General features: G+C 34.3%; 31 protein-coding genes. 11 read left to right on the top strand and 20 right to left on the bottom strand.

Going from position 1 to position 26,037, the window contains the following annotated elements; all coding sequences use genetic code 11:
* Positions 1–34 precede the first annotated feature (34 nt).
* Both H9632_RS02820 and H9632_RS02815 read right to left on the bottom strand, forming a co-directional pair.
* Positions 35–1,480 (bottom strand): RecQ family ATP-dependent DNA helicase, encoded by a 1,446-nt coding sequence (locus tag H9632_RS02820; RefSeq protein ID WP_191702593.1) that lies wholly within the window; start codon positions 1,478–1,480, stop codon positions 35–37.
* Complete coding sequence (locus H9632_RS02815) at positions 1,477–2,517, bottom strand: helix-turn-helix domain-containing protein (RefSeq protein ID WP_191702592.1); 1,041 nt, start codon at positions 2,515–2,517, stop codon at positions 1,477–1,479. The genes H9632_RS02820 and H9632_RS02815 overlap by 4 nt, the downstream gene beginning before the upstream one ends.
* Before the next feature lie 102 nt (positions 2,518–2,619).
* Here H9632_RS02815 and H9632_RS02810 point away from each other — a divergent pair, with 102 nt between their 5' ends.
* From H9632_RS02810 to H9632_RS02790, 5 genes are all read left to right on the top strand, one after another.
* On the top strand, positions 2,620–2,868 hold the full coding sequence (locus H9632_RS02810) for a ferredoxin (RefSeq protein WP_008404945.1): 249 nt from the start codon (positions 2,620–2,622) through the stop codon (positions 2,866–2,868).
* A 150-nt stretch (positions 2,869–3,018) separates the two neighbouring features.
* On the top strand, positions 3,019–3,795 hold the full coding sequence (locus H9632_RS02805; protein ID WP_191702591.1) for an enoyl-ACP reductase FabI: 777 nt from the start codon (positions 3,019–3,021) through the stop codon (positions 3,793–3,795).
* Positions 3,796–3,881: 86 nt separating this feature from the next.
* On the top strand, positions 3,882–4,163 hold the full coding sequence (locus tag H9632_RS02800; RefSeq protein ID WP_191702590.1) for an excalibur calcium-binding domain-containing protein: 282 nt from the start codon (positions 3,882–3,884) through the stop codon (positions 4,161–4,163).
* A gap of 16 nt (positions 4,164–4,179) precedes the next feature.
* Positions 4,180–4,878 carry a glycerophosphodiester phosphodiesterase gene (locus H9632_RS02795; protein WP_191702589.1) on the top strand — a complete coding sequence of 233 codons (699 nt, stop codon included), beginning with the start codon at positions 4,180–4,182 and terminating at the stop codon, positions 4,876–4,878.
* Between the two features lie 225 nt (positions 4,879–5,103).
* On the top strand, positions 5,104–5,283 hold the full coding sequence (locus H9632_RS02790) for a hypothetical protein (RefSeq protein ID WP_191702588.1): 180 nt from the start codon (positions 5,104–5,106) through the stop codon (positions 5,281–5,283).
* Between the two features lie 142 nt (positions 5,284–5,425).
* Here the strand turns inward: H9632_RS02790 and H9632_RS02785 are convergent, their stop codons facing one another.
* Both H9632_RS02785 and H9632_RS02780 read right to left on the bottom strand, forming a co-directional pair.
* Positions 5,426–5,626, bottom strand: a complete 201-nt coding sequence (locus tag H9632_RS02785) for a cold-shock protein (protein WP_191698200.1) — start codon at positions 5,624–5,626, stop codon at positions 5,426–5,428.
* Between the two features lie 383 nt (positions 5,627–6,009).
* Complete coding sequence (locus tag H9632_RS02780; RefSeq protein ID WP_191702587.1) at positions 6,010–6,423, bottom strand: MarR family winged helix-turn-helix transcriptional regulator; 414 nt, start codon at positions 6,421–6,423, stop codon at positions 6,010–6,012.
* Between the two features lie 167 nt (positions 6,424–6,590).
* On the opposite strand from H9632_RS02780, the gene H9632_RS02775 reads away from it, so the two are divergent.
* Together H9632_RS02775 and H9632_RS02770 are read left to right on the top strand one after the other, a co-directional pair.
* The gene (locus H9632_RS02775) at positions 6,591–7,094 is read left to right on the top strand and encodes a CarD family transcriptional regulator (RefSeq protein WP_191702586.1); all 504 of its coding nucleotides are present in this window, start codon (positions 6,591–6,593) and stop codon (positions 7,092–7,094) included.
* Positions 7,095–7,316: 222 nt separating this feature from the next.
* Positions 7,317–7,826, top strand: coding sequence for a DUF3231 family protein (locus H9632_RS02770; protein WP_191702585.1), 510 nt, complete (start codon positions 7,317–7,319; stop codon positions 7,824–7,826).
* Between the two features lie 132 nt (positions 7,827–7,958).
* Here H9632_RS02770 and H9632_RS02765 read toward each other — a convergent pair whose 3' ends face one another.
* The 5 genes from H9632_RS02765 to H9632_RS02745 all read right to left on the bottom strand — a co-directional run bounded on the left by H9632_RS02765 (position 7,959) and on the right by H9632_RS02745 (position 13,225).
* Entirely contained in the window at positions 7,959–8,870 is a 912-nt protein-coding gene (locus H9632_RS02765; protein WP_191702584.1) for an ABC transporter ATP-binding protein, read from the bottom strand.
* Between the two features lie 10 nt (positions 8,871–8,880).
* Positions 8,881–10,092, bottom strand: coding sequence for an ABC transporter permease (locus H9632_RS02760; protein WP_191702583.1), 1,212 nt, complete (start codon positions 10,090–10,092; stop codon positions 8,881–8,883).
* A gap of 12 nt (positions 10,093–10,104) precedes the next feature.
* Positions 10,105–11,220 carry an ABC transporter gene (locus H9632_RS02755; protein ID WP_191702582.1) on the bottom strand — a complete coding sequence of 372 codons (1,116 nt, stop codon included), beginning with the start codon at positions 11,218–11,220 and terminating at the stop codon, positions 10,105–10,107.
* A gap of 265 nt (positions 11,221–11,485) precedes the next feature.
* Entirely contained in the window at positions 11,486–12,025 is a 540-nt protein-coding gene (locus tag H9632_RS02750) for a PadR family transcriptional regulator (RefSeq protein WP_191702581.1), read from the bottom strand.
* A 54-nt stretch (positions 12,026–12,079) separates the two neighbouring features.
* The gene (locus H9632_RS02745; RefSeq protein ID WP_191702580.1) at positions 12,080–13,225 is read right to left on the bottom strand and encodes a YhgE/Pip domain-containing protein; all 1,146 of its coding nucleotides are present in this window, start codon (positions 13,223–13,225) and stop codon (positions 12,080–12,082) included.
* 579 nt (positions 13,226–13,804) lie between these two features.
* On the opposite strand from H9632_RS02745, the gene H9632_RS02740 reads away from it, so the two are divergent.
* Positions 13,805–13,972 (top strand): hypothetical protein, encoded by a 168-nt coding sequence (locus tag H9632_RS02740; RefSeq protein ID WP_191702579.1) that lies wholly within the window; start codon positions 13,805–13,807, stop codon positions 13,970–13,972.
* 423 nt (positions 13,973–14,395) lie between these two features.
* On the opposite strand, the gene H9632_RS02735 is transcribed toward H9632_RS02740, so the two are convergent.
* The 5 genes from H9632_RS02735 to H9632_RS02715 all read right to left on the bottom strand — a co-directional run bounded on the left by H9632_RS02735 (position 14,396) and on the right by H9632_RS02715 (position 18,307).
* Positions 14,396–14,719, bottom strand: a complete 324-nt coding sequence (locus H9632_RS02735; RefSeq protein WP_225223626.1) for a histidine kinase — start codon at positions 14,717–14,719, stop codon at positions 14,396–14,398.
* A 103-nt stretch (positions 14,720–14,822) separates the two neighbouring features.
* Entirely contained in the window at positions 14,823–15,113 is a 291-nt protein-coding gene (locus H9632_RS02730) for an alpha/beta fold hydrolase (protein ID WP_191702578.1), read from the bottom strand.
* A gap of 49 nt (positions 15,114–15,162) precedes the next feature.
* Positions 15,163–15,639: a DinB family protein gene (locus H9632_RS02725; protein WP_191702577.1), complete on the bottom strand. Its 477-nt coding sequence runs from the start codon at positions 15,637–15,639 to the stop codon at positions 15,163–15,165.
* A gap of 245 nt (positions 15,640–15,884) precedes the next feature.
* On the bottom strand, positions 15,885–16,853 hold the full coding sequence (locus H9632_RS02720; protein ID WP_191702576.1) for a hypothetical protein: 969 nt from the start codon (positions 16,851–16,853) through the stop codon (positions 15,885–15,887).
* A gap of 674 nt (positions 16,854–17,527) precedes the next feature.
* On the bottom strand, positions 17,528–18,307 hold the full coding sequence (locus H9632_RS02715) for a MerR family transcriptional regulator (protein ID WP_191702575.1): 780 nt from the start codon (positions 18,305–18,307) through the stop codon (positions 17,528–17,530).
* A gap of 288 nt (positions 18,308–18,595) precedes the next feature.
* On the opposite strand from H9632_RS02715, the gene H9632_RS02710 reads away from it, so the two are divergent.
* Positions 18,596–18,886, top strand: coding sequence for a hypothetical protein (locus H9632_RS02710; protein WP_225223625.1), 291 nt, complete (start codon positions 18,596–18,598; stop codon positions 18,884–18,886).
* Positions 18,887–19,315: 429 nt separating this feature from the next.
* Here the strand turns inward: H9632_RS02710 and H9632_RS02705 are convergent, their stop codons facing one another.
* The 4 genes from H9632_RS02705 to H9632_RS02690 all read right to left on the bottom strand — a co-directional run bounded on the left by H9632_RS02705 (position 19,316) and on the right by H9632_RS02690 (position 20,816).
* Positions 19,316–19,615: an ArpU family phage packaging/lysis transcriptional regulator gene (locus H9632_RS02705; protein ID WP_191702574.1), complete on the bottom strand. Its 300-nt coding sequence runs from the start codon at positions 19,613–19,615 to the stop codon at positions 19,316–19,318.
* Positions 19,616–19,626: 11 nt separating this feature from the next.
* Entirely contained in the window at positions 19,627–19,803 is a 177-nt protein-coding gene (locus tag H9632_RS02700) for a hypothetical protein (protein ID WP_191702573.1), read from the bottom strand.
* A gap of 153 nt (positions 19,804–19,956) precedes the next feature.
* The gene (locus H9632_RS02695) at positions 19,957–20,622 is read right to left on the bottom strand and encodes a hypothetical protein (RefSeq protein ID WP_191702572.1); all 666 of its coding nucleotides are present in this window, start codon (positions 20,620–20,622) and stop codon (positions 19,957–19,959) included.
* A complete protein-coding gene (locus tag H9632_RS02690; RefSeq protein WP_191702571.1) occupies positions 20,619–20,816 on the bottom strand; it encodes an XtrA/YqaO family protein in 198 nt (65 codons plus the stop codon). Before H9632_RS02690 ends, H9632_RS02695 begins: the two co-directional genes overlap by 4 nt.
* A gap of 541 nt (positions 20,817–21,357) precedes the next feature.
* Between H9632_RS02690 and H9632_RS02685 the strand changes: the two genes are divergently transcribed.
* Positions 21,358–21,750 carry a tyrosine-type recombinase/integrase gene (locus H9632_RS02685; RefSeq protein WP_318247664.1) on the top strand — a complete coding sequence of 131 codons (393 nt, stop codon included), beginning with the start codon at positions 21,358–21,360 and terminating at the stop codon, positions 21,748–21,750.
* Between the two features lie 142 nt (positions 21,751–21,892).
* Here the strand turns inward: H9632_RS02685 and glnA are convergent, their stop codons facing one another.
* Both glnA and H9632_RS02675 read right to left on the bottom strand, forming a co-directional pair.
* On the bottom strand, positions 21,893–23,251 hold the full coding sequence (glnA, locus tag H9632_RS02680) for a type I glutamate--ammonia ligase (RefSeq protein ID WP_191702569.1): 1,359 nt from the start codon (positions 23,249–23,251) through the stop codon (positions 21,893–21,895).
* Between the two features lie 36 nt (positions 23,252–23,287).
* Positions 23,288–23,674, bottom strand: a complete 387-nt coding sequence (locus H9632_RS02675) for a MerR family transcriptional regulator (RefSeq protein WP_191698209.1) — start codon at positions 23,672–23,674, stop codon at positions 23,288–23,290.
* A 705-nt stretch (positions 23,675–24,379) separates the two neighbouring features.
* Here H9632_RS02675 and H9632_RS02670 point away from each other — a divergent pair.
* On the top strand, positions 24,380–25,837 hold the full coding sequence (locus tag H9632_RS02670; RefSeq protein ID WP_225223623.1) for an S-layer homology domain-containing protein: 1,458 nt from the start codon (positions 24,380–24,382) through the stop codon (positions 25,835–25,837).
* Positions 25,838–26,037: the final 200 nt, after the last annotated feature.

Raw genomic sequence — 26,037 nt, 5'->3', positions numbered from 1 at the left:
ATTTCTCCAAAAAAGGCAACGGTTCATGAGTATATTACAAGTTTCGTGCTAGTAATTTGTCTAAGCGCTGTTGCCAATTTGTCATTTTCACTGTTGTTTTAGATGCATCTCTCTTTTGAACAAGATTAGAGAGTTCTATTCCACAGTTTGTACAGCAATTTTCCTGTTGCTCCAATAATTCTTGTCCAAAGTAACGAACTACTTGTCTTCGCATACATTCCTGGTGTGAAATGAGATTTAAAACAAGCTCCACTTCTTCAAACTTTTTCAGTTGTAAATCAAGCATTCTACTTTTTACTTTTTCTGCAGATTCCCGCGCTAACCAATAACTTAAAACTCGAAACACAACTTCCGACAGCTCCCCTTTTGTATATAGAGATTCTGGGTGTTCACCTGCAGCAACGGTTTGCATAAATCGATCAATATGCACTTCTTTTGGCAGATCTTCCGTGGCGATAAATTTAGCAAATTGCTCATCTCCATCACAATACAGCAAAAAGGCAACAGCGGAATTTCCATCTCGTCCTGCTCGACCAATTTCTTGCATGTAATTGGACAAAGTAGCAGGCATTGTTTCATGAATTACCTGTCGTACATTCTCTTTATGGATACCCATTCCAAATGCATTTGTTGCAACAATCCACTCTAGTTTCCCTGCTAAAAACTGCTGTTGGATAAATTGGCGATCCTGTGTTTCCTTTCCGGCATGGTAAGCAGCGGCGGCAACATTCTGCTGGATAAGCTGCAAACTAATTGCTTCGGCTTTCGCCCTGGATTGTGTATAAATGATTCCTGGTCCCGCTGTATTTTTCACATGTTCAATAATCCACTCAATCTTTTCTTCTCTATTCATAAAAGCTTTTTTCACTAAATGAATGTTTTCTCTATTTACAGTGTGCATATATTGAAAAGGCTCATCCATATTTAAATACGATTTAATGTCTCTTAGCACTGAATCAGTAGCCGTTGCAGATAGTGCAAGTATTGGCGGTCGGTTCGATTCGGGAAGTACTTCTCCAATACGCAAATAGTCTGGACGGAAATCAAAGCCCCATTGTGAAATGCAATGTGCTTCATCCGCCACAATCAGTGACAGCTCCATCTCCTGGATACGTGCCTTTACCTGAGGTTGCAGCAACATTTCCGGAGAGACAAAAATAAATCGATACTCCTGCAGAAAATGAAGTGCATATTTTTTTTGTTCCATTGTTAAGAAAGAATTAAGGGCGACAACCCGTTTTTCCCCCCGTTGTTTCAATTGGTCAACTTGGTCCTGCATAAGTGATAAAAGCGGCGACACAATTAAAACAGGTTTTTGAAATAAATACCCTGGCAATTGATAGCAAAGTGACTTCCCCATTCCAGTTGGCAAAATGGCGACAACATCTTTTCCCTTTAAAATATTTCCGATAATTTCTTCCTGCCCCGACCGAAATGTATCATATCCAAAATATTGCTTTAATGCGCCTTGTAAATTCATGTTGTAATAGCTCCTTTCGCCAATGTTAGCCTCAATTGAAAATAACTTAAATGTGGTAATATTTCCTTCAATGTTTTTAAACGTTTCGTTCCATAATCTTCGACTGCCGCTAAAACTTGCTGCTGTTCTTCTATCGTTATAAATGGCTCGATGGAAAAATTTGTTTCATTCATTGCCATTTCAACAATATGATCTTCAATCGTATTGATTTTCAAACGGCGAATTTGGCTAATCTCCTCAATGGTTCTTCCAACCTTGTAAAGCTTTGCAGTTGCATTGGCTGAAGAAGTCAACAGAACTTCAACACGAATGTTTTGCATTATATCATGTAATAATGGATATTGAGCTGATTTATGAGACAGTTCATTTAGCCATGCATGTAGTCCGCTTATATAAAGAAGCTGTACATCCATTTCATGCATTTCATAACCAAATGCCAGCTGTTGCCATGTAAAACCAGGTTCGTTATAGCCTGATAATCGATAGATTATTAAATCTTTTATCTTTTCTTCTATTGTAAGCATCGACAGGCTTACTGATATTTCACTATGCAATGCCTGCTGCAGCAATTGCTTTTGGTATTGATGGCGCAGTAAAAACTGACGGACCCATTGCTGTATTTGTTCATTCCTTTCGATGGGAATAAACGTGTTTTTTTGGTGTAGCTGATGAGATAAACTTTGCACAATAAGTGATACCCGACTAAAAAACAAATGTTCATTCCCACGGTAATGCCAACTATCAAAAGAGATGGGTAATGATTGTGCAGCAAGTTGTTTTCCATATTCCGTGATACTATAATAACCATTCTCTTCAATTAAAATAGCATTTTTAGCAAACAACAAATCAATCTGCTCATCGAATTTTTGACGTGTAAGTTTTGGTAGCAGACCAAAAAAAGGGTATAAATTATATAGCCCTACATCATGAATGGTCTGCCCTGACCTCTTGCCTTTTAAAAGATGAAAAGCAGCAGAAACTGTTCTTTCTTGTTGGAATGTATATAATATTTTCAAAAGAATTTGTTGGATTAGCATATCAAATCCCTCATTTTCGTAGTATTAGGTTGAAAAGTACTGAAAACACATTTAGAATAAATAAGAGCTTTATGGAAACGAACGGATAAAGGAGAGGTAACAATGCCAAAATATACAATCGTAGATAAAGATACATGTATTGCTTGTGGCGCTTGTGGCGCTGCTGCACCAGATATTTATGACTATGATGATGAAGGTATCGCTTTCGTTATTTTAGATGATAACATGGGGACTGCCGAAGTTCCAGAGGATCTACTAGAAGACATGCAAGATGCATTTGAAGGCTGCCCAACAGATTCTATTAAAGTGGCTGACGAAACGTTTGATGGCGATTCTTTAAAATTTGAATAAAACGTAAGTCAATGAAAGTGATTCTTTAATTTTTTATTAAAGGGTCACTTTTTATTTTTCTTTTTTCATATTGCGGATCATGATTAGAGATGTTATAGTTATTATTAGTAGTAGGTACTAATAATAACTAACTATTGTAGGGGTGTCGTTATGGATTTAATGCAATTAACAGGGAAGAATATAGTCGTAATGGGCGTTGCCAATGAGCGAAGTATTGCCTGGGGGATCGCGAAAAAGCTTTTTGAAGTAGGCGCTAATGTCATTTTTACATATCGCAAAGAGCGTTCAAAAGGGAAAATCGAAAAACTTTTAGTAGGTTATGAGGATCACAATACAGCTGTTTTTGAATGTGATGTAAATAGTGATGAGAGCATCGAAAAGGCATTCACTCTAATTGGGGAACAATATAAAGTCATTCACGGAATCGTCCATTCAGTTGCTTTTGCACATGCAGAAGATTTGCATAACCGTTTTGTTGAAACAACACGTGAAGGATATGCTTTTGCACAGGATACGAGTGCATACTCTTTAATCGCCGTAACAAAAGCAGCAAAGCCTTACATGACGGAAGGCGGATCTGTTGTGACAATGACTTATTTAGGTGCCGAGCGTGTTCTTGATGGTTATAATGTGATGGGCGTGGCAAAAGCTGCACTTGAAGCTTCTATGCGCTACTTAGCAGCAGATGTTGGTGCGGATAATATCCGTGTAAATGCCATTTCAGCTGGTGCCATTCGGACATTAGCAGCAAAAGGTGTACCTAGCTTCAATCAAATTTTACACAAAATCGAAGAAACAGCTCCGTTAAAACGCAACACGAACCAAGAAGAAGTTGCTGATATGACAATCGTTATGTTAAGCAAGCTATCTCGGGGCGTGACAGGCGAAACGATTTATATCGATAGCGGTTATCATATTATGGGTTAGACATAAGCGAATTCACAGCCTCCCTTGTGAATTCGCTTATTTATTTGGTAAAATATTGGAAAAGGATTTTTCAGGAGGAATTTACTATGAAAAAATATATTTTATCCATTTTACTAAGTGCCACACTTATCGGATCTCTTTCTATTTCAACAATTGAAGTCGAAGCTAGTACGAAGGGCAAAATAAAGTTAGTTGAATACAAAAATTGTACGGATCTTAATGCTGTTTATAAAGGCGGCGTGGCAAAAGCGGCAAATGTTAAGAATAAAGGCGGTAAAACGAAGCACCAACCGTTCGTCTCTGCTGAATTATATAAATTAAACAGCAAAAGTGACCGTGATAAAGATGGCATCGCTTGCGAAAAATAGGAAAGTAGGTAAATACATGAATATTATTGCCCATCGCGGATTCAGTGCAAACTATCCTGAAAATACAATAATCGCTTTTCAAGAAGCGGCAAAGTTAGATGTTTGGGGTGTGGAGTTTGACGTTCATTTAACTAAAGACAATCAATTAGTTGTCATTCATGATGAAAAAATTAATCGTACGTCAAACGGCAAAGGCTTTGTAAAGGATATGACATTGCAGGAACTTCGTGCTTTTGATTTTGGCGCTTCGTTTGCTTCTGAATTTGCAGGACAAACAATCCCTACCCTTACTGAAGTTTTAAATATATTCAAGCCTACACATCACATTATTAATATTGAGATAAAATCAGATATTTTTGAATATCCAGGTATTGAGGCACTTATCGCAAACGAGATTCATGCTTTTGATTTAGAAAAGCGTGTCATTATTTCTTCCTTTAACCATGAAAGCATCGCACGCTTCCAGCAAATTATGCCTAATGTTAAAACCGCGCTGTTATTTGCGTCGCTTGTAGTTAATCTGGAGGAATATGTGAAGAACTTCAAGAGTGATGCCATCCATATCCCCTACTACTATGGCATGCGATCAATTATACAGCGAGCTATTAAAAACGGTGTTATTGTAAGAGCCTATACAGTCAACGATGAAAAAATGGCCAGTCAAATGGAGGCCCTGGGGGTTGAGGCAGTGTTCTCCGATGTAGTAAAAATATAAATTAATGAAAAGTCTGTTTCAAATAATTTTTTGAAGCAGACTTTTCATTTGTAATATTTTGATTATTTTTAGAAAAACGCTTTCAAAGAGCTAATATTGTTTAAGTTCATTTTATCGTCAAATTATTAACAAATCCCCGCATTTTTTAATCATTTCCTTTGAGGTCAGACATCTACTTACTGTATATTTAGAGTAACAACAAACACCGATTCGGAGATGAAATATATGAATACAGAAATTTTAACATTTGTTGAAAAAATGGAAGCAACCGTATTAAACGATTTAGTCACTACAGATACTTCCGATTTATATGAAATTGCAGTTGAAATGATTGCTGAGCATAAAGATGCATACGTAAATATTTGTCAGGCATACGAAGTAGTAAAACATAAACTGCTTGGTTAAACACTGAAATATACAGCTGAAAAGGCTAGAATAAAGACAAACTCTTTTCCAAGGGTTTGTCTTCTTTTATTTGTATCGGTTTACAAACAAAAAAAGAGCCATCCTAATATAGGATAGCTCTTCTATGGTTACATCATTAAAATTAAAGTTTTACGATGTTTGTAGCTTGTGGGCCACGTTGACCGTCTTCAACTGAAAACTCAACTTTTTGACCTTCTTCAAGTGATTTGAAACCTTCACCTTGAATAGCTGAGAAGTGAGCGAATACGTCAGAACCGCCTTCAACTTCGATAAAGCCGAAACCTTTTTCTGCGTTAAACCATTTTACTGTACCTTGTGTCATATAAATGACCTCCATTTAATTAAATTTAATAAGATCGCAATTCTTCCAAAGAAAAAAATTCACATATTACAAAAAGCACAAAATAAAACACTAATACTCTTTGTAATAGGTGAATTTATTATTGTCTTGTAACCAATCTCATTACACTAACTATACAACAAAAAAACTCATCTGTCTATTACAAAGTTTTAATTCATTTTCTTTTAATAATTTTTTTCAATTAATTCTTTCTATTCGTAAACAATTCTACTTGGTATGATCATTCCATAATCCAGGTCAACAAAATCGAATATACATAATAAATTAAAACGAAAAAATCAAAATCGTATATCTCTCCTTTTAAGTGAGGTATACTACTTCCTTATTGTAAATGGCGATAGATTTTAATTTTTCACGAGAGGCTTTTTAAGCATCTCCAACAGCATTTCATATTCCTTATCCCCTATAGTTCCCCTTACCATCTCTTCTATTTCCAACTCCATCTTTTTGCTCTTATTAATTATATCTATTCCTTCTACCGTTAAATGAGAGACTTTCTGAACTTTCGATTCTTTTTTTAATTCGGTAGTGATTAATCCCTTATCTTGAAGAGAAATTATGAATTTATGAACCCCCTGTTTAGAAATATCCAACTGTTTCACTAACTCAGGTACTGTTACATAACCTTCATGTATATTTTTAAGCACAAACCATTCCGAGCTTGTTAAATGAAGTTCATTGTTTTCAATCCACATTATTTCTGCCCGTTGGCGTAACTGTTTATGTTGTCGATATAATAATTCAATAAAATCAATCATTCAAATATCCTTCTTTCTATCTACCTATTTATTAAATACCATGAAGCATCATACTAAAGGAAAAACATTTATTCAAGTCACAACACTGAGCGTTTAAGTCAACTAAGTTGACTTAAACGGTTATTTACTATAGAATTGAAATTATAACTATCTTTGGAGGCGTATGAATGTATAAAATTGGTGACTTAACTAATTATAAATCGCATGGTATTTGTCGGATCGACGGCATTATGGAACAAAATTTCACAGGAAAACCTATGCTTTACTATGTTATGAAATCAAAAATTAAACCAGGCGTCACTTTATATCATCCTGTCGAAAGCAGTAACTCACAACTCGAAAAACTTTTAAGCCATAGTGAAGCAGTGCAAATTATGAATTGTTTTTCGAATGAACCTACCCAATGGAATGACCGTAATACGAATCGTCAAAGAAACCACGCAATAATTTTAAATACGAGTAATCATCTTGAAGCTGCCCAATTAATGAACACGCTCCTACGTAAAGATATTGAATTACAAAAAAATGAAAAAAAAATAACTTCCCAAGATTCACAAATTTTACAACAAATTTCAATAATTATTTTGGATGTATTGGAACTTGCTTTAAAGCAGCCAAAAGATATAATCGAGAAAGAAATATACAAAAGAGTTCACGGAGTGCCAGCTTAAAAAAAGTTGGTTTTTACATATCGTCTAAGTAAAATTCGATGCAACAATTAATTTAAAAAATAATTATTTATGTACGCCAGCTCCCGCCTATGCGAGCTGGCTTTTTTTAATGACTTTTGATACTTCTTGGGCACTTCTTTAATTACATATGAATTAAATTTCTTTAATTGTCTCATACTACCGTTGTATGTGATTCACCTAATTCTGAAAGGAAGTGTAATTGTGGGTATATTTACTGGCAATCCAAAAGATGAACCTTTACATTATGGTGAGGTTTTTAGTATTTGGACAAATTTAGCTACCGGTTACGGAATGATTGCAGGATATCAAACATTCTATAATCACGCCGGTGACCAGGACTTGAAAAAAATTATCGAGGATTTTATTCAATGTGCACGAGATGAAGTGAAGCAATTGGAAAAAATACTTAAAACAAATGGTGTTGCCCTTCCTCCTGCACCACCGGAACGTCCTGAAGCACGAATCGAAAATATTCCACCAGGCGCAAGATTTAACGATCCGGAAATTAGTGCAGCCTTATCTATGGATGTCGCTGCAGGTTTAGTAAGCTGCAGTCAAGTTATGGGTATGGCGATTAGAGAAGATATTGGCTTATTGTATGCTCAATTCCATACAGCTAAAGCACAGCTTGGAGCTAAGCTATTACGCCTAAATAAAGAAAAAGGCTGGCTAATCCCTCCACCATTACATGTACACCATCCCCTTCATTAATAAAATGACCAAAATGCTACGGAAATATGTTCGATTTAAATAGCGGATAATTAGATATCCAATTAATATTTTGAACACGATTTTCAACTTCAAAAAAGCCTTCGTCAAATTGAAATGACGAAGGCTTTTCCTTTATACAACTTCATGATAATACAGAGCGTATAAATCATTTAATGTTACCTTACCAAATGCAAAGTCCATTACATTATTCTCAACTAAAAAAGCAGTTAAATCGCTTAATAGTTGCTGTTCCGAGCTTGGAAGATGGAGTAAAGTCATCTCTGTAACCAACGTTTGCTGCTTAATCAACGGATATTTTGTTTTCAGCAGCTCTTTAACAGAATCATCCATATTTTTCACACGGATTGTTTTAATCTTTGCCTGACTAAATCCTTCAATAATCTCATTCGTATTGACCAACTTGCCTTCATTAAACAGGAAAATCCGGTCTGCATACTTCTCCAGATTATCGAGTAAATGGGAAGCAATGATAATCATTTTCCCCTCTGCTTTTTTCTTCAATAAAATTTTCGAGATAATTTCTACATTGTTCGGATCCAAGCCATTCATTACTTCATCCATCATCATAATATCCGTATTTGCCACAATTTGCATAGCAAAGCATAACCTCTGCCGCATTCCGAGGGAGTAAGTCCCTGTTTTTTTATTCACATAATGCCCCATATTCAACGCTTCTATTGTTTCATCAATTAGCTTTGGATCCGACTTCCACATGGCAGCGTACATTTTCAAATGTGTCCGTCCGCTTAAATGGTTGTACAAGTCGCTTTGGTCCGGCATCATGGACACGAACTGATGAATCTTTACTTCGTTTGATTTGCTTGAATAGCTTAAATTACCGTTAAATAATACTTTTCCTCTTGTTGGCTGCAAATAGTTCATAATGACATTCATTAGCGTCGATTTCCCTGTTCCGTTTGGTGCAACAAGGCCGATCATTTCTCCTTGATTAAACTTTATCTCAATGTCATTTAACACTGTACGTGTTCCAAATTGCACCGTTATGTTTTGAATATCAATCATGTTACCCCTCCTATTTAATCAATCTAAAGCGCTTCGATAGTGAAATAAGTAATGTTAAAACAAGGATAATTGCTGCACTCGCTAACAATAATTTCAAGCCGAGCATGTCGTGTAATCCTTCACTTGTAAAATAGAAATTTTGATATTTCGATACAATATTCCCAACCTGGACATAAGATATTGGAAAATATTCGACATTCCAGAAATAGCCGACACCACGACTTGCGTAAAAGCGATCACCAAAAATAAGTAATCCTCCCACCAACAAATTAAACATTTCTTGGCGGAATATAATACTGCATAATAGTACTGCTGAAACAATTACTACCATCCAAGTTGCTAATAATAAGAAGCAGCGGAATAAAAATATCCCCATAGACATATGGACAAATTTACCTTGCTCATTTGCAATCAATTCATAGCCATAAACAGGAACTGGTAAATCAAGGTTCCCAGAGCCAAATTGGAAGCCAACAATCATCAGACCAACGATAATCGGAATCCATAGAAACACACTGCCTATTAATCCAACAAATACCTTAACCAATAGCCGCTTCCAGTCTGCAATTGGAAAACCCTTTAAAACAGATGGATGACGACGATCCTTCGTTACGATATCAATTGTCAGTAATAGCGTGGCAATTAATAGAATGTATGGTAAAGGTCCCTTCAATAAGCGTTCTAATGTTTGAAGTGCCGTTCGTTGTTCTAAAATTTCAATCGTTAAATCGTACCATACACGTTTATATGTATCATAACGCTGAAATTGTTCAAAGTAGGCATAGTAAGCTTCCTCTTCAGCAAATCGTCTGTCTTCCATATAATAGCGTGGATTGTATGCGAGTAATTCGTTACGGTAAGTATAGACATTGGTGTAATAGTACCAAGCACTCGTTTCATCTGCATACTTACGTAAGTCCCCTTCATCAAGAGCTTGTAGACGTCGCTCATCATAAGGATTCAGGAAACCAAACATACTGACAGCGTGTCCAACAGATTCATGATAACCATATAAACTTTTACCAAACATCGAGTCTAAAAATTCCGCACGAGTTAAATACCTCGCCTCAATTTCATCATAGTCTACCTTTTCTATCGGGTCATAAGCCGGCGCAAGTTTAAACGCATAAAAGAGAGCCGCAAATGTCAGTAAAGCAAACACTGCAATATTTTTCTTGCTCGTAAAAAATTGCTTCAATTCAAAAACAAAATATCTCCGCATATCCGTCCCCCCTTACGCTCGATTTATTTTCCCAGTAGTGAAGAAGCGCTGTATAATAACCAGCATCAACACAATACAAATGACCATAACAATAAGCCCTTGATTCATCGTAATCGTTGTTGACTTTTCTAAATCAACCGGAACACCAGCTAAAATTTCATTAAAGCTCATAAAATTGAACGGATTATATGGAAACAGACTAATCAGTGATGGGAATAAAATCGGTAAAAAGAACAAAATAAAGTGAACAAATAAAGTTAAATACATGTTTTTAAGGAGTACGTTCAAAATAATCGATAGTAGCATGATAAAAATTGATATGACAATCATGTACAGTACAGCACGTCCAATATAGGAAATACTTGAGACGAGTGTCGGTTCACCTAAAAACACACGAACAGGTTCTGTTATATCTCCAAAGCCATTTCTCAAACTTACAAGCGCACTCATAAAGATGAGCGCAATAAATGCGAGCACATATCCAAACGCAATGACACATTTCGAGAGGATGTATTGGTCAAATCGTACTGGATAACCTTTCACTAAACTCGTATGTTCAAAGTCATCCAACAAGATTGAGCTCGTGTAAAAGCTAATAAAAATATACCAACCAAAGCCAGCAATACTGAAGAAATAAAGTAGGAACGGTATGTAATGTGATAAATCACTGATTGTTTGTTTCTCGGAATCTACCATCTGTTTAAAATACATATAGTTCAGTGTATTCTCTAGCTTAGTAGGCAATAAATCTGCAACTTTTTCATAGTCCTCCAGATCAAATGCCTCTTTTCGAAGCTCTGCTGTAGTCATTGAAGCCTCATAATACAACTGATAATTATCCATTGTTAATGCCGCTATTTGTAAGGCAATCGACCTGTTTTGCTTCGTCAAATTTTTAAAAAGATCACTACCATCCCCATCTTCAGAAGCATCTTTTACCTGAAACTTTGACAGTGCTGCGCGACCATTATAAAAATCACTCTTCTTTTCATCTAGCTGCTGCCCAACCTCCTGTGCCTTAATGAAAAACATCATACCAAACACGACAACTACGACAGCTAATAGCGCCACCAAGTTTTTACGATTCGTACGTTCAATCAACAACCCAACTTTTAACGCTCGTAACACGAATGCAACACCGCCCTTTATATTTCATTTTTCGGAAAATTAAGTATCTTATATTAGAATAATCTAATTATTCGGTATTTACAATACCAAAAACCACCAGAGCTTAAGTCCTGGTACTAAAGTATTGAATCAATTTGAAATGTTTTTCACTTCCTAAAAACGACAAAATAAAAGCACCCTGTAAATTACAAGATGCTTTGCACATTATCAAATTCACTTATTAACTTTAGGCTTACAGAATTGCGCCCAATAATTAAAAAAGGTTTTAGTCTAGTTCTTTACTTAATTGCTCAAGGATTTGTTTAATCGTTTTGATTTCAATGTCCAAACGAGACAACATATAGTTATTTGTAATATTAATCGTCGGTTTATACACTTCGCTTACATCTAATCGCTCACAAAGAATTTTAAACTGATTTTCCTTTTGGCCAATCTCTTCAAGCTTTCCCTCTAGAATTCTTATTATTCGTGCTTTATCAACAAATCTTAAAAAGAAAAGCCCTATTACAAATTCCTTAACGTCCTCACCTTTCTCAAAAAGATTATAAATTTTTTTCGGTAACATCTCTCTTCCTTTCTCTGTAATTGCGAATACTTGTTTATCAGGGCGATGTTCTTCTTTAATCACTTCTACTTGCTCAATTAAGCCGGACTTTGAAAGAGAATCAAAGTGATAATAAAGCTTACTTTCTGTTAAATTCCCAAGTTTGTCTAATGGAAGTGGTTCCGAAAGCTGCTTTTTCAATTTATATGGATAGCTTTTTTCCTCCATAAGCATGCTTAAAATGTAAATTTGAATCGACATAATATCCTCCCCCTAAAGAAAGAGCCTCAATCATTGATTGAAGCCCTTTCTGTATTATTGAATGATTTGCTTTTCTGTTGGCTCTTTTTTGTGTAGAAATGTAACGATTAAGAAGTTAATGAATAGCGCTCCTAATCCCACTAACACTAAGCCCCATACAAATGGTGATTGGGCTGTTGAACCGAACATCACTGCAAGATTCGATTGGACAGCGTGATACATCGGCGTGATGTAAGAAGCGACATAAAAGTAGCCATCCATCATTTCACGTGGCATTGTAGCACCATTAGCAATCGTTTGAGTTAATAATACAGGTATGTTTAAAATCATACCCGCTTCACCCACTAAGAATGTGAAGATTGCGCAGAAGTTAAAGGCTACAAAATACGTTAAAGTCTGTTGGCCAAAAACTTGCAATAAAATATCACTATTTAAATCAGCAATTAAGAAGGAAATACCTACTGCAAAAATTGAGGATACAACGGCAATAATTAATGCTGAAATTTGAACATAACCAAATAATTTAAAGCGAGATGCTTTCCCACGACTTTGTTTATAAGCTTGAACTAACTGCATTGCTGCAATCATTGCCCCTACATAGGCTGACATTGTTAAAAACATTGGCAGCATACTATTGTGCATTCCATCTGGTATATCATTTGTAATGACATAATTCCCTATATATGCTTGATCAATTTGTTGGGCCAATTGTGCAGCTTGCTCCTCAGGCACATTCATATTCATTAAAATCCCTTGAGCAGTTTGTGTTGAAAAGCTTGTACTTAATTGATTATTAATTTCTGTTACAATCGCGCTCATTGACGATGATACCATTGTAGCAGATGCTTCGTTTACGGTGAAGTCAATTTGAGCTGACTCCCCGTTCTGAGCACTTTCCGTAAAGTTTTCTGGAATGTGAATGACTAATGCTAATTTATTATCTTCTAATTTATTTAACGCTTTTTCATTAGATAAATTAGACTGAATCTCAAATGGTAAACTTTCCCCTAACTGCGTGACGATTTGCGCACCAGATTTACCAGCATCCTCGTTAACTATGGCAATCTTTAATTTATCCATATTTCCTGGTAGCGCTGTATATCCTAGTAAAAAAATTAAAAGCATTGCAACTGCATAAAAGATACCCATAAATACAGATGCACCAAAACCTTGATTTTTCATAAATTTATTAAATGGCATTAAATAATTCTCCCTATATAAATAGTCAAAGTACTTTAACTAAAGTACTTAGTATAAAGTATAGTATATTATTATTTTAAAAAAGTAAATGATTTCATCTTTTCTTTTACTATGTACTTCTAATAATGCAAAAACAAATTAATATGATATTTTAAAAGTATTGTAAAAAAGCAATACATTTGTATGCCTTTACGTTTTTACGTTTTTAAATGTTTCTAAATCAAAGTTTTGGGAATACACCAAAAAGGCACGAGTCTTGTTCAAAATTAACGTTCCTGCCTTTTACGACTCTATTTTAATAAAACTTTTTATACAAATGTCGGAAAGTTAACGTAGCACATCTATACTACTTCCTAGGTAGAAAAAGCAAATACGATTCAAGCCTCTCGTTTGCCCTTCGCACATCCAATCGTTTCTTGCCTTTGACCAATGAACACCAGCTGTTGTTTCCCAATCAAAATCTTTAGATATTACACTTATCTATTCCTATAATTTGGTTATTAAATTTTTTTAAAAATACTTTTAGACTTCTATTTTTGGGGGAACAACAATAATAGAAACATTAAAGGAGTTTTTAAAATGAACATTTCAAAAATTTTAGGTGCTAAATACGCTAATTTAGAAACTGCCAAAGTATTTGTTAAGCCTGGGCAAGTAATCGTTACATATGATGAAAAAACATATTATATTGTAAAAAAAGACGTGTTTAATCATGTTCTCTCTCCGTTAGCGTACTGTGCCGCTTAATTCTTGAGAGAGTATTGGTCAGTAAAACAAAAAAAGCGTTGGAGCCTACAGCCCCAACGCTTTTCTCTTAGTACATCTTCATATTTGATTGCGTTCCTACTGGTGAACAGAAGTGTGGATTCTGTTCCTATATAATAGGTGGAAATTTAGTTCAATAAGAATAATGATAAATCAATGTTTTGTGGAGTTCGTACATTATAAAACACTGTAGAAGAAAATTATTAGTTTGTGGGCAAAGCAGAAAATCATTTGTGGGCAAATTTTATACAAGAAAATATGCATAAGGGTTACGGTCATTTATCTATTTATCTTCTCATTCTAATTTTAAATATAAAAAAAGCATTCCCTCAAGAATGCTTTATAAGTCAGAATATATTGTTATTTCCTTAAAATATTGCTGATGCATGTTGCAATAAACGTTCTTTAATCAACCTGATTTTTACGATAAATCTCAGTAAGATCTCTTATATAAATTAATGAATAGTCATCTCTAATATCCACTTCAAAAAAGTAATAATTTTTTGTTTCTATATCTTTAACCTCTATTTCCCACAACCCCATTCCTCTTCGATAATTGTTTTCATCTGATTTTAAATTTTCTCTACCAATGCCATAGTTAGTTTCAATATAGTTTTCCACGTAGTTATAAACGATAGCGTTTCGAGATTTAGAATTAAAATAATTGTAATTAGCAAAAATAACTACTATACAAAATAAGAGATTAAAGATAATTATTTTTTTTTTCATTTCTCTCTCCTTCCGCCACATAGACTATATCCTATTTTTAAAACTATATAAGTTTGATTTTTATGTCTTTACTAACCACTTTAACAATAAAGAAATTTTAATATTAGTTAATTGATAAACTAACCATCGATATAATTGCAGAGTTAACGTTATAATTCACATCCAATATAGTACTACTAGTCAATAACGTTTGAACTCCAATTTTTCCTCTTCCTCTTAAATTTAAAGAAATACAATGTCTAGGAAAAAAAGACTTCGTTTCTTCAATAAATTGTTCTGCATTTCCTAAAGCTCCAGGGATATATACAAGAGGTAATAAGTCAGGAACATGGTCATTTGTCTCGATATAATGGATATTAATGCCGGTATTTGTGAACTTATCAGTATAGTTCATATTGCCTTCCGAATTTAATCGTATATTCGCTATATTTCAACCCTTTAATTTAATATGTATGAATGGAATTAAACTTCCTTCCAATAAAGTTAGCAGGCACGGGGATGATTTCTAATTCTCTTGACCAAACAGAGAGTTGACCAATGTGATGGATTTCATGTGCAATAATATGGTGAAGTATTTCATCCACAGTGTATGTATCTTTATCCCAAGGAACACTTACAACTTCCCCCTTTAATTCATCTAAATTTACATTTAAAAATTCTGCTATTTCTTTTTGGAATGATTCCGAAAGAGACTTAACCATTTCAAGTGAACTATAATCTGAAAACCGAACTACTACATCTTCCTTTCCTTGAATACCACGTACCCAACTATATTCCACTTCAGCAATATGAAAAAGGGTATATAAAATGCTTCCTACTCCACCTTTGCGTTTTTTTAACAACTCTTCAGCAGTTAATTGCTTACACCATTCAAACCATTCATCTCTTACATTCCAGTTATATTCAAAAAAATTCTTCATTAAAGCACTCCCATTTTATAAAGTAGTTTGAAGATATAAATTAGCTTTCTGTACCTAAATTCCTCTTTTATTGAAAAATAATTTAACCCGTTAATTTAAGAGGTTAGCTTTACAATTCCCCCTAAGGCATTCTTCTACAATCTGTCTTTATTACTGAAAAAGCACAATTCTTTTTCAAGAATCGCGCCCGATTTTGGAAGATCGTTTAGCGGGATGGGTCGTTACTTACTTTTAAGAATATTTCTTTACTGAGAATACAATGCCGAAAAAAATAATTGGAACTCCCGAATATTATTTTTTATACTAGCTCTAGAATAAAAGTGATAAATATAGTTATCTTTCTCCCAATGGACCATCCAGCTTTTATATTTGGTATTTTGGCGACATAAAATAATTTCATTAACTGGGATGTGTAAAATAGATCCACTCACTTTTTTGATATTCCAACTCTGCCTAGTTCCAATTTTATTACCTGTAAATTGAGGAAGCGGATCTGAGAATTTTCTAGGGGCAATCCATATCCAAAACCCGTTAGTAAAGTCTTCTTGAGAACGATATAAAAAATGATACTCTGTATCAGATTCATATTCTTTATAACCTATTGAGTCTAAAAAAAATTCATTATGATTTTTAGGTATCTTAATTCCTAGGTTTTCTTCAATTTGTATTTTCTTGTTAGCCTCGTACCAAGCTACACGAGAAACTTCGTCATCGGTATTCCATTTGGATCTATTATAACGAGCGGTGTAACTACAGGTAGTAAAAGACTGTTCACCTATTGTGCGAATTGAATCGTTATCAACTGCTTTTAAACCTTCTAATATTATTAAAATTTCTTTTTCATCAAAAGTACCCTCTATTACAGAGAGTTCAATATTAGTGAACCATCTACAAAAACAAGCAGCTTGATTACCTTTGTAATCGATACCAATAAAACCGACTATACCTTCTATTTCAAAAGACTTCCCTTGCTGTATTAAATTCGTATCCGCTGTAATTACAGGTATCGCCCAATCATAAAAAAATTGTTTAATGCGAAGGACTTTTCCTTTACTATGTATTTCAAAACGAATTGAAGAACGTTGCTTATTTGTTTCTTTTTTTAACGTAATATTTTTAAAATTATACGTTTCATGTAATGTAGGCATTAATATTACGAAATTCGTATATTTTTGAGCTTCTTTTATTTCACCAATTAAAACTTCGTTAATCACTTAAATCCCCCTCATCCAATTTTCACATAAAGAAACTCATATTAAATCATTCATAAGTCCAATTTTGACAGTTCCATCAAACTTAACTTCCCAAAATGGTCGTTTGGTAACATTGTATAAAATGAATTTATTTCACAATATGGTCCTATAACGGAAAACAGCAAACCTATACCCAGTAAACGAGTAGAATAACCAAAACTCCGAAAATGATACATAATTTTAATATAAAAGTTACTTTCAATCATTTATACTAAAAATATAGTCATTATGAGAGGTGAATTTAGATTATTAAAGATAATAAATCATCCCACTTAGATGAACACCTAAAGGATAATTCTGAAACTAGTAGTAATGAAGATAAAGAAATGCTTGAAAACATCAAGGTTACAATAGAGAAGAATAAAGAAGTAATAGAGCAAAACCGTAAAATTCTTGAATCAAAGAAACAAAAAGAAGCCACTGAAGAATGATCTCAGTGGTTTTTTGTTTTATCTTATTGCTCTTAAATCCCTTATAAAATCACTTTAGGGTCTTCCTTTTTTCCAGGAAAGCGCCCGATTGTTGCATAAGGTTGGCATCAAATTTAATTATTTATAATCTCAAGCCCAGAGATGTTCTCAAATACGATTTTAAGAACGGAGTTGGAATATAATTAGAGTATAGCTCATTAATATCTATTCTATTTCTTCTTGTTGAATATAATAATCTATCGCTTGATCAAACCATTTTTGTTCATCTTCTGTAAAAGGAGAAGGTGTCATATTTTCAAATTCTTGAAAATCAAGTTCTCCTTCTATATTCATATCAGCGAATTTTTGCATCAAATCCTCACTAAGCAATGAAAAATATTCTTCTACATAGTTCTTAATCATTCGTTGTACTTTCGGGTCCTCTACGGGTTTACCATATAATTGTTTCACTTCTTTAGACACTTGATAAATCGTTTTATCTAAAGAGAAATTATCTTCTTCGGATTTCTTTTCTAACTCTTCCACGACATCCACGACATCCGTTAACATATGGCGATCCATCCATTCTTTTTGTATATGTTCAGTACGCATACTGTGAATAAGGTTAAGTATTAAGTTACTATCCACTGTTCCCTCTTCCTCAATTAACCTAATTACTCTATTAATAGATTTCATTGACTGTTCGATTTGTATTTTCTCTTTTTCTAAAGCTTGCAAATGGAGAGACAAGCTTTCATTTAAATCAACTGTAAAGCTTGTTTTATTTAATAAATTTTTTATTTCATCCAGACTATATCCTAGGAATTTTAAACTTAGAATTTTTTGTAATATTATAATATCTTGATAATTGTAAATGCGATGCCCTGAAGAAGGATTCTTTTCTGGTCGTAATAAACCAATTTCATCATAGTAATGTAAAGTAGGAATAGGTATTCCTGTTTTTTCTGAAAACTCCCCAACGGAAAACTTGTTATTGTTATTCATCAAAATTCCTCCCAACAAAAGTATAAGTTCATTATAAACCCTCAAGTAACTTGAGGTTCAAGGGATAAATTTGAAATTGATATATTGTCGCACTATTCCCGTTAATTCAACAATACTTATTTCATTTAATTGATCTTTTCTGGAATATGAGAGTCCGATAGATTTATACGGATTTACAACGCTAAGCAAAACAAAGCGACCAAACATCGCTTTGGGAAGGTTTTTAAAGGGGATAACTATGTATTTATAGAATATTGAATTACAATAGGCATGGGAGGGGTATTGATTTTGAATAAAAGTAAGGTAACGACAATTTTAGGGATTTTATCTATATTGCCTGTGATAGTAAGTATTATTTTTTTCTATACAGAAAGAGGACCCAATGCTGATATTTACCTTTTAATTACTATTTATAGCATTTTATCAATTATAGGTATTATACTAGCTGTAATATCTTCATGGATGTCTAAAGGACGTATTAGCAAATTATTAATTGGATTGATTGGGTTAATCGCAAATCTAGCGGTTTTATTTTTTGCTTTTCTATTATTATTAGCCATGGGAATTAGCGAAGCTTAATTATTTAAAAATTGGAAAGTTCTGCTTCATGTATACATTACTCAAAAAAACGAAAATAACGTCCCCAAATCAAAGTTTGGGCATACGCTAAAATGCCACGAATGTTGTGAAATCAACGTTTGTGGTTTTAAATGGAACATTATTTATACGCGATCTTATGCAAGTTTCTACAAATGTAGTTTTAGCAACAGTTTGAGCGTGTTTCAGATAGTGCTGCGTCATTGTTGTTACTGAATAAAATCGTGTATATTCTTATAGTTGTAACTTTGCATTTTTCAGAAGTAACCTTAATTAGAGTATAATATTTCATCAAAAAACGCTCAGAAATAATTTGAGCGTTTTTAATCGTCATTTACATAGAGAATTTACTGTCTAAATTTAATGCTAATCAGAGTGTCATTTTCATTGTTTTTAGAATCTTTCTCCCCATCAACCGAACCCGTTAATGATCAATTGACGTTCTTTTTTTGTTAGCTTATAAAATCCATGATTAAAACGAGTAAAAAACTTTTCTGCTTGCCTATAATGTTCCACGTTTCTAATAGCAGCATTTTCAACTTTTGAATTCACACCTCCATCAAATGAAGTCATCTCTAAAGTATATTTAGGAGTAATCGTTGGCAATAACTCTTCTGGTGTAGTCAACTGATATGTGCGGTATTGCCTTAATACTTTCTCAATTGCTTTTTGCGTTGCTTTCCCGTCTATATTTTTTAACATTTCCATCATTATTCCACTCCTTATCTTCTGCGAATTACACTGCCGGCTCGTTTGTATGTGTCCCGCCTAACAACCATCAATTCTTCAAGTTCCCACTTGCTTAACTGCTCTTTTTCCTTTGGCTGCTTCACCCATGAAGTTGTATTCTTTTGCTTTGTAATGCTTTGTCTTTTAAATTCTGATTGAATCGTTCTCAAATTCATTCACCCCTTTATTCTGAAATGGAATAGCTATGTCAATTTGAATTTCGTACAATAAAAAAGAGGACAACAAAAGATGCAGCTGTACACTGCTATCAATCGTTGTCCTCCAGATGACTGGTAGGCCTTTATATTAAAATATATCAAAAATCATTTTTTGGTTTCGATTAGATATTCAACCCAAGAAAGATATTCTTTTACTTTTGAAATTTTATTATCATAGTAAGCTTTATAAATTAAAAATATAATAATAAAAATAGATATTCCTATTAAACCATAGTTAAACATACTCTTGATAGTATCTATTTTAATATCCATACTTTGATTTAATTTTTCAAAGTATTTTTCTTTATCTCCTACCATCTCATCTGAATTAAAAGTTTCCAATGTTTCATTAGTATATTCATTTAATGCAGTACCTACTTGATTTGTAAAGTTAAAAATTAATGTAGACCCAACTGTAAAAAAGGCAATAAAAAATGAAATAGACAAGGTTTGTAAAAATATATTGAATGAAACTTGCTTCTCCAAAATATTTTTCATATATATAAGCTCTTTTTCTTCGTGATAGTTATTTAAATAATCTAATTTCTCTAATTTATTATTCAAACTCCCTTTTAAGCCATCGATTTTAGTTATTAGTTCCCAATATTTACTTACACTTATTTTTTTATTTTTTAATCCTTTTATTTGATTTTGTAAATCCTCATTAAAATTTATTTCTTCTCTATCGAAATAATAATGTACAATTTGCGCGATAAATATACAAATAAGTAAAACCAAACAAATAAGTAATAAAAATTTATTTATTATCAAAACTCTTCACCCTCTTCCCATCTAACTCTTTTCACCTGCCCTTGATGTGTAACTATTTTAGTTTCGGCAAATGCAGGGAGTTCGGCGACTTTGGCTTTACCTTGTGACATAATAATCACACAACTGTCAGCTAACTCCATTATATCAACCAAAAGTCTCCCTTCAACATTTATTTCCAAATCTTGCATTCTCATATAGACACCCCTCTGATATAATATTATTGTACAGATCAAAGGGCTGGTCTAAATCCAAGCTACGGTTGCAACCGTAGCTTTTTTCTATATCAAAAACATTTCACCTATCTATCTTTATTTTTAATTAAGCCAAGTTCATCAAAAGTTTCTATAATAGAATCAATTAATAAATCTCTTGGAACATCCATTGTCCCTTTTACAATCTCCAAACCAACGATATTTACTTCACTTTCTTTGACTTCGCATTATTCCCTACTCCAATAAGCGCATTAATTGCTAAAATTACGCTCGAAACTTTCATTAAGTGAATTGTAATAGAAGGATGGTTCTTCGCTTTCAAAATCGATTAAACAAAGTACTCACGACCAACTTTCACGATTTCCTCTACTTCTGCCGCCATATTTATCACCCTTTTTCCGGATTACCTAGTAACTACCTGTTGTAACTGCGATAAACGGTTCACCTTTCCAATGTTTCTCAAGGATTTCACGGACTGTAATAAGACCTTTATCCTCTTCTACTTTATTAACCTTGTGAGCATATTCAATTAGCTCTCCTCGGTGATCCGAAAACCTATTCCTCTACCCGCATCATCAAAATGCGTCCAAAATATATGCAAAAACTCAAAACATATGTAAAGTATCGTACCGAACAGAAGATGCTTGTCGGTAGTCTTTATAATCATGAACTAAACCTTGTGTTTGGTCGTGATGATGGAAACCCAATTTCAAAATCAACCCTCTGGAACGCCTTTAAATCTGCTCAAGAACATTTAGAACTTGAGCCAATTCCGATTCACTCTACCCGTCATACGCATGTGGCAATGCTTATTGAGGCTAGATGGGATATGAAATCGATTGCTGACAGATTAGGTCATGAATCTGCTACTACCACGATTAATACTTATGCGCACATATCGCATAAACATGCATAAAATACCCTTCATAATTTTGATGAATACATGGAAAAATTGGGGCAATAAAAAAGTTTGTGGGCAAAATGTGGGCAATCAAAAATCAGCTTGTGGGCAACAAAAATAAAAAAGCGTTGGAGCCTATAGCCCCAACGCTTTCCTCTTAGTACATTTTCATATATTGATCGCGTTCCCACTGATGCACAGATGTGCGGAACATATCGAACTCTACTTCTTTCGCCTCTTTAAAGTTAGCGTAAATGTGCTCGCCTAATGCGTTTATAATGACTTCATCTTTAGCTAAAGTCGCTAATGCTGCATCTAAAGAACCTGGTAAGCTATCAATGCCGTTTGCCGCACGCTCCTGTGCATTCATTACATATATGTTGCGGTCCACTGGTGCTGGTGGTTCGATTTCGTTTTTCACGCCATCTAAACCTGCCGCTAAAATAACTGCCATTGCTAAGTATGGGTTTGCTGATGGATCTACTGAGCGTAGTTCAATACGAGTTGATAGACCACGAGATTCTGGAATACGTACTAATGGTGAACGGTTTTTCGGTGACCATGCAACATAGCAAGGTGCTTCATAGCCAGGTACTAAACGTTTATATGAGTTTACAGTTGGATTAGTTACTGCAGTGAAACCTTGAACATGCTTTAATACACCCGCTAAGAAGTGCTTAGCCGTTTTTGATAACTGTAAATCTGCCCCTTCATCCCAGAACGCATTTTTGTCGCCTTGGAATAACGATAAGTTGAAGTGCATGCCTGAACCGTTTACACCAAATAACGGTTTTGGCATAAATGTTGCATGTAAGCCGTGTTTACGTGCAATTGTTTTTACAACTAACTTGAACGTTTGGATGTTATCACACGCTTCGATCGCATTAGCGTATTTAAAATCGATTTCGTGCTGACCAGGCGCTACCTCATGGTGAGATGCTTCTACTTCAAAGCCCATTTCTTCAAGCTCAAGCACAATATCACGACGACAGTTTTCACCTAGATCAGTTGGCGCTAAATCGAAGTAGCCACCGTCATCATTAAGTTCCAATGTTGGATTACCTTTTTCATCTAGTTTAAATAAGAAGAATTCTGGTTCCGGCCCTAAGTTGAAGCCTGTGAATCCAAGCTCTTCCATTTCCTTTAACATACGTTTTAAGTTTGAACGGGGATCTCCTTCAAAAGGTGAGCCGTCCGGTCGTGCGATATCACAAATTAAACGAGCTACTTTACCTTTTTCAGCCGTCCAAGGGAAAATCATGAAAGTATCTAAATCAGGACGTAAATACATGTCAGATTCTTCAATACGAACGAATCCTTCAATTGAAGATCCATCAAACATCATCTTATTATCTAAAGCTTTATCTAATTGACTTACTGGAATTTCAACATTTTTAATTGTACCTAAAATATCCGTAAATTGTAGACGAATAAACTTCACATTCTTGTCAGCCACAATTTTTTTGATACTCTCTTTAGTTGCTTTGCCCGCTTTATTAATAACTGTATTTGCCATTATTCAACACTCCCCTAATTATGTTTTTATCTTTTTTTAGAATTGAAAGAAACGCGATAAGTCGCCTTGTCGTAGCGAAGTTTTTTGCATTCGCTGAGCTTGTTGCATTTCTTCACGCAGTATTGCCCTTAGTTCTGTATCGGACATTCGCACAATGTCAGTATTCGTAACATAGTCTTTCGTCCGCATGGCAAATACCTTTTTTATACCTGCCATATTAATACCCTGGTCAAGTAACTCTCTGATTTCCAATAGGGCATCAATATCATCTAAAGAAAACATTCTCCTATTTCCTTCTGATCTGGCAGGGACGATTAGTTCATGTTCTTCATAGTAACGGATTTGTCTTGCCGTTAAGTCGGTTAGTTGCATAACCATGCTAATCGGCAATAACGGCATCGCTCTTCGAAATTCTCGACTCATCCTCTCGCCTCCCTTTCTTGATTTAACTTTAAATCAATGTTAGGTACTTTGTCAATTCAATGTTATAAAAACTAACATATGAATATTAGAACAAATTAATCTCAGAATTCGAATATTCGCTCATTTATGTGAACTTGATGTAAATTACCATTAATTAGTAATACAATAGCGCCGATATAATAGAATAATTAACAGTACGGCAATTTTGGATACCTATTCAATAAGCGGGTCACTCTTTAAAAATCTAATTTCCGTTAGGATTACATGATTCCCCAACCGAATTACGCAGCTATACAAAGCGCCTATGTAATTCTGACTATAGTTCCTCGTTATTGAATGAACTTCATATTTAATTTTCTTATTTCTTTATCAGCAGATACTTAAAAGATAAAAATTAGATAATTATGGATTTATTTGAAAAAATTATGTAAAATACTTTATAGTGGATTTCGACTGAATAAGTAAAAGAAGAGGATAGCTGAAAACAGTACATCCCTTCTCCTTTCAACTATATAAAACAACCAAATCGGACCGTCACTGAAGTTTGAGAGATATTTATCTTTCCTGACGTTTACGACTTACTTTGTTTCGAATTCGCTTGCTGCTCAAAACAGCAAATGAATTTAGATAAAGCCTTTAGCAGCTTATGCATAATTTATGTGTAGTTCGGCTGAGGCACAATAGATTCTAGGAGGATATATGAATATGAAAAAGAAATTTTACACAGTAGCAGTTGCCTCATTAGCAGCGACTGCAGTAGCGGTAGCTCCAGCTTCAGCATCAGGTGCTTTTACAGATGTGACTGAGAATAACGCACATTTTAAGGCAATCACAGAATTACATGCAGCTGGAATTATTAGCGGTTATTCAGATGGCACATATAAACCAGCTCAGGATGTGACACGTGGACAAGCAGCGAAAATGCTTGCTGGTGCACTTGGTCTTGATACAAAAAACGTAGTAAATCCGAAATTCGCAGACATCCCAGTATCCCACCAATATTACGGTCCTATTGCAGCATTAGCAGCGTTTGATGCAATCGAAATTTATGAAGATAACACAGTCGAGCCAAACGAAACAATTACACGTGGCGAATTCGCCTATATGCTTGCACAAGTATTAGAATTAGAAGCTGAAGAGGGTAGCTCATTTGATGATGTACCAGAAGACAATGAATACTATTATTACGTATCAGCATTATATGAATATGGTATTATAAACGGTGTAAGTGACACGGAATTTGGTGTTGAGAACTCTATTACACGCGGTCAGCTAGCAACTGTTATTTTCAATGTAATGAACGAACTTATAGAAGAAGATACAGAAACTGTTGAGCCAACTGAACCAAAAGAAGAACAACCTTCAACAACTTCTCAAGATACAGCGCTATTAGAAACTGTTTTTACAAAGGCTATTGAAAAACAGCAAACTACAACTAGCATGAAGGCTACAATGACAATGACACAATCGATGGAAATCGAAGAAGGCGAAGAACAAATTAAAATCGATACTAACACAAAAATGGATATGTCGATTGTCAACAAACCTATGCAGTTCTTTGCTGATGGTACAATCTCTACGGTTGATCCAACGACAGGAAAATCTATTGAAATGCCATTGAAAATGTATATGACTGAAAAAGATGGCATGTATTTGTACGAAGGAACGACAAAATCTTGGATGAAATTCCCTTCAGATATGTATGAGGAGTTATTAGCTCAATCCGGCACACAAATTAATGCAGCGGATCAATTAAAAATGCTACAACAATTTGCTACTCATTTCACAATTCAAGAAAATGAAGATTACTATACTTTAAAATTAACAGGAGCTGGTGATAAATTTACCGCGTTAGTTGAAGAGCAGTTATCTGCTATGAACTTAGGATTGGATGAAGAAGTTCTAGCTGAAATGAAAAACATGAAGTTCGGTAATTTCAACTATGAAATTAAAATTAACAAAAAAACTTTTGACATCGAAGAAATGGTAATGGACTTCGGAATGGGCATAAATATTGAAGGTGTTGTTATGGATATTGAAAGTAAATCAACAATAAAATATTCAGACTTCAATGCAGCAACAACAATTACAATCCCTGCCGAAGTACTGAAAAACGCAAAACCAATTGAAGATTTAGACGCATTAGATTCAGCGGGTCAATAAACTCCAATTCTTTAATAAAAGCTATCTGGAAAAAGCATTTTTTCCAGATAGCTTTTTTATTCACTAAATCCAGCTCGTTCAGATAAATAATATAATACAACCAACGAATTCAGACATAAAAATTCTATGACTTCGGTAAATTATCCAAATTAAAGGTTAAAATACTTTTATATAAAACCCCACTGCTGATTTCCTTTTAA

Source organism: Solibacillus merdavium (genome assembly GCF_014836935.1).
Classification (GTDB): Bacteria; Bacillota; Bacilli; order Bacillales_A; family Planococcaceae; genus Solibacillus; species Solibacillus ferritrahens.
This window is presented reverse-complemented; position numbering and strand designations above follow the sequence as displayed.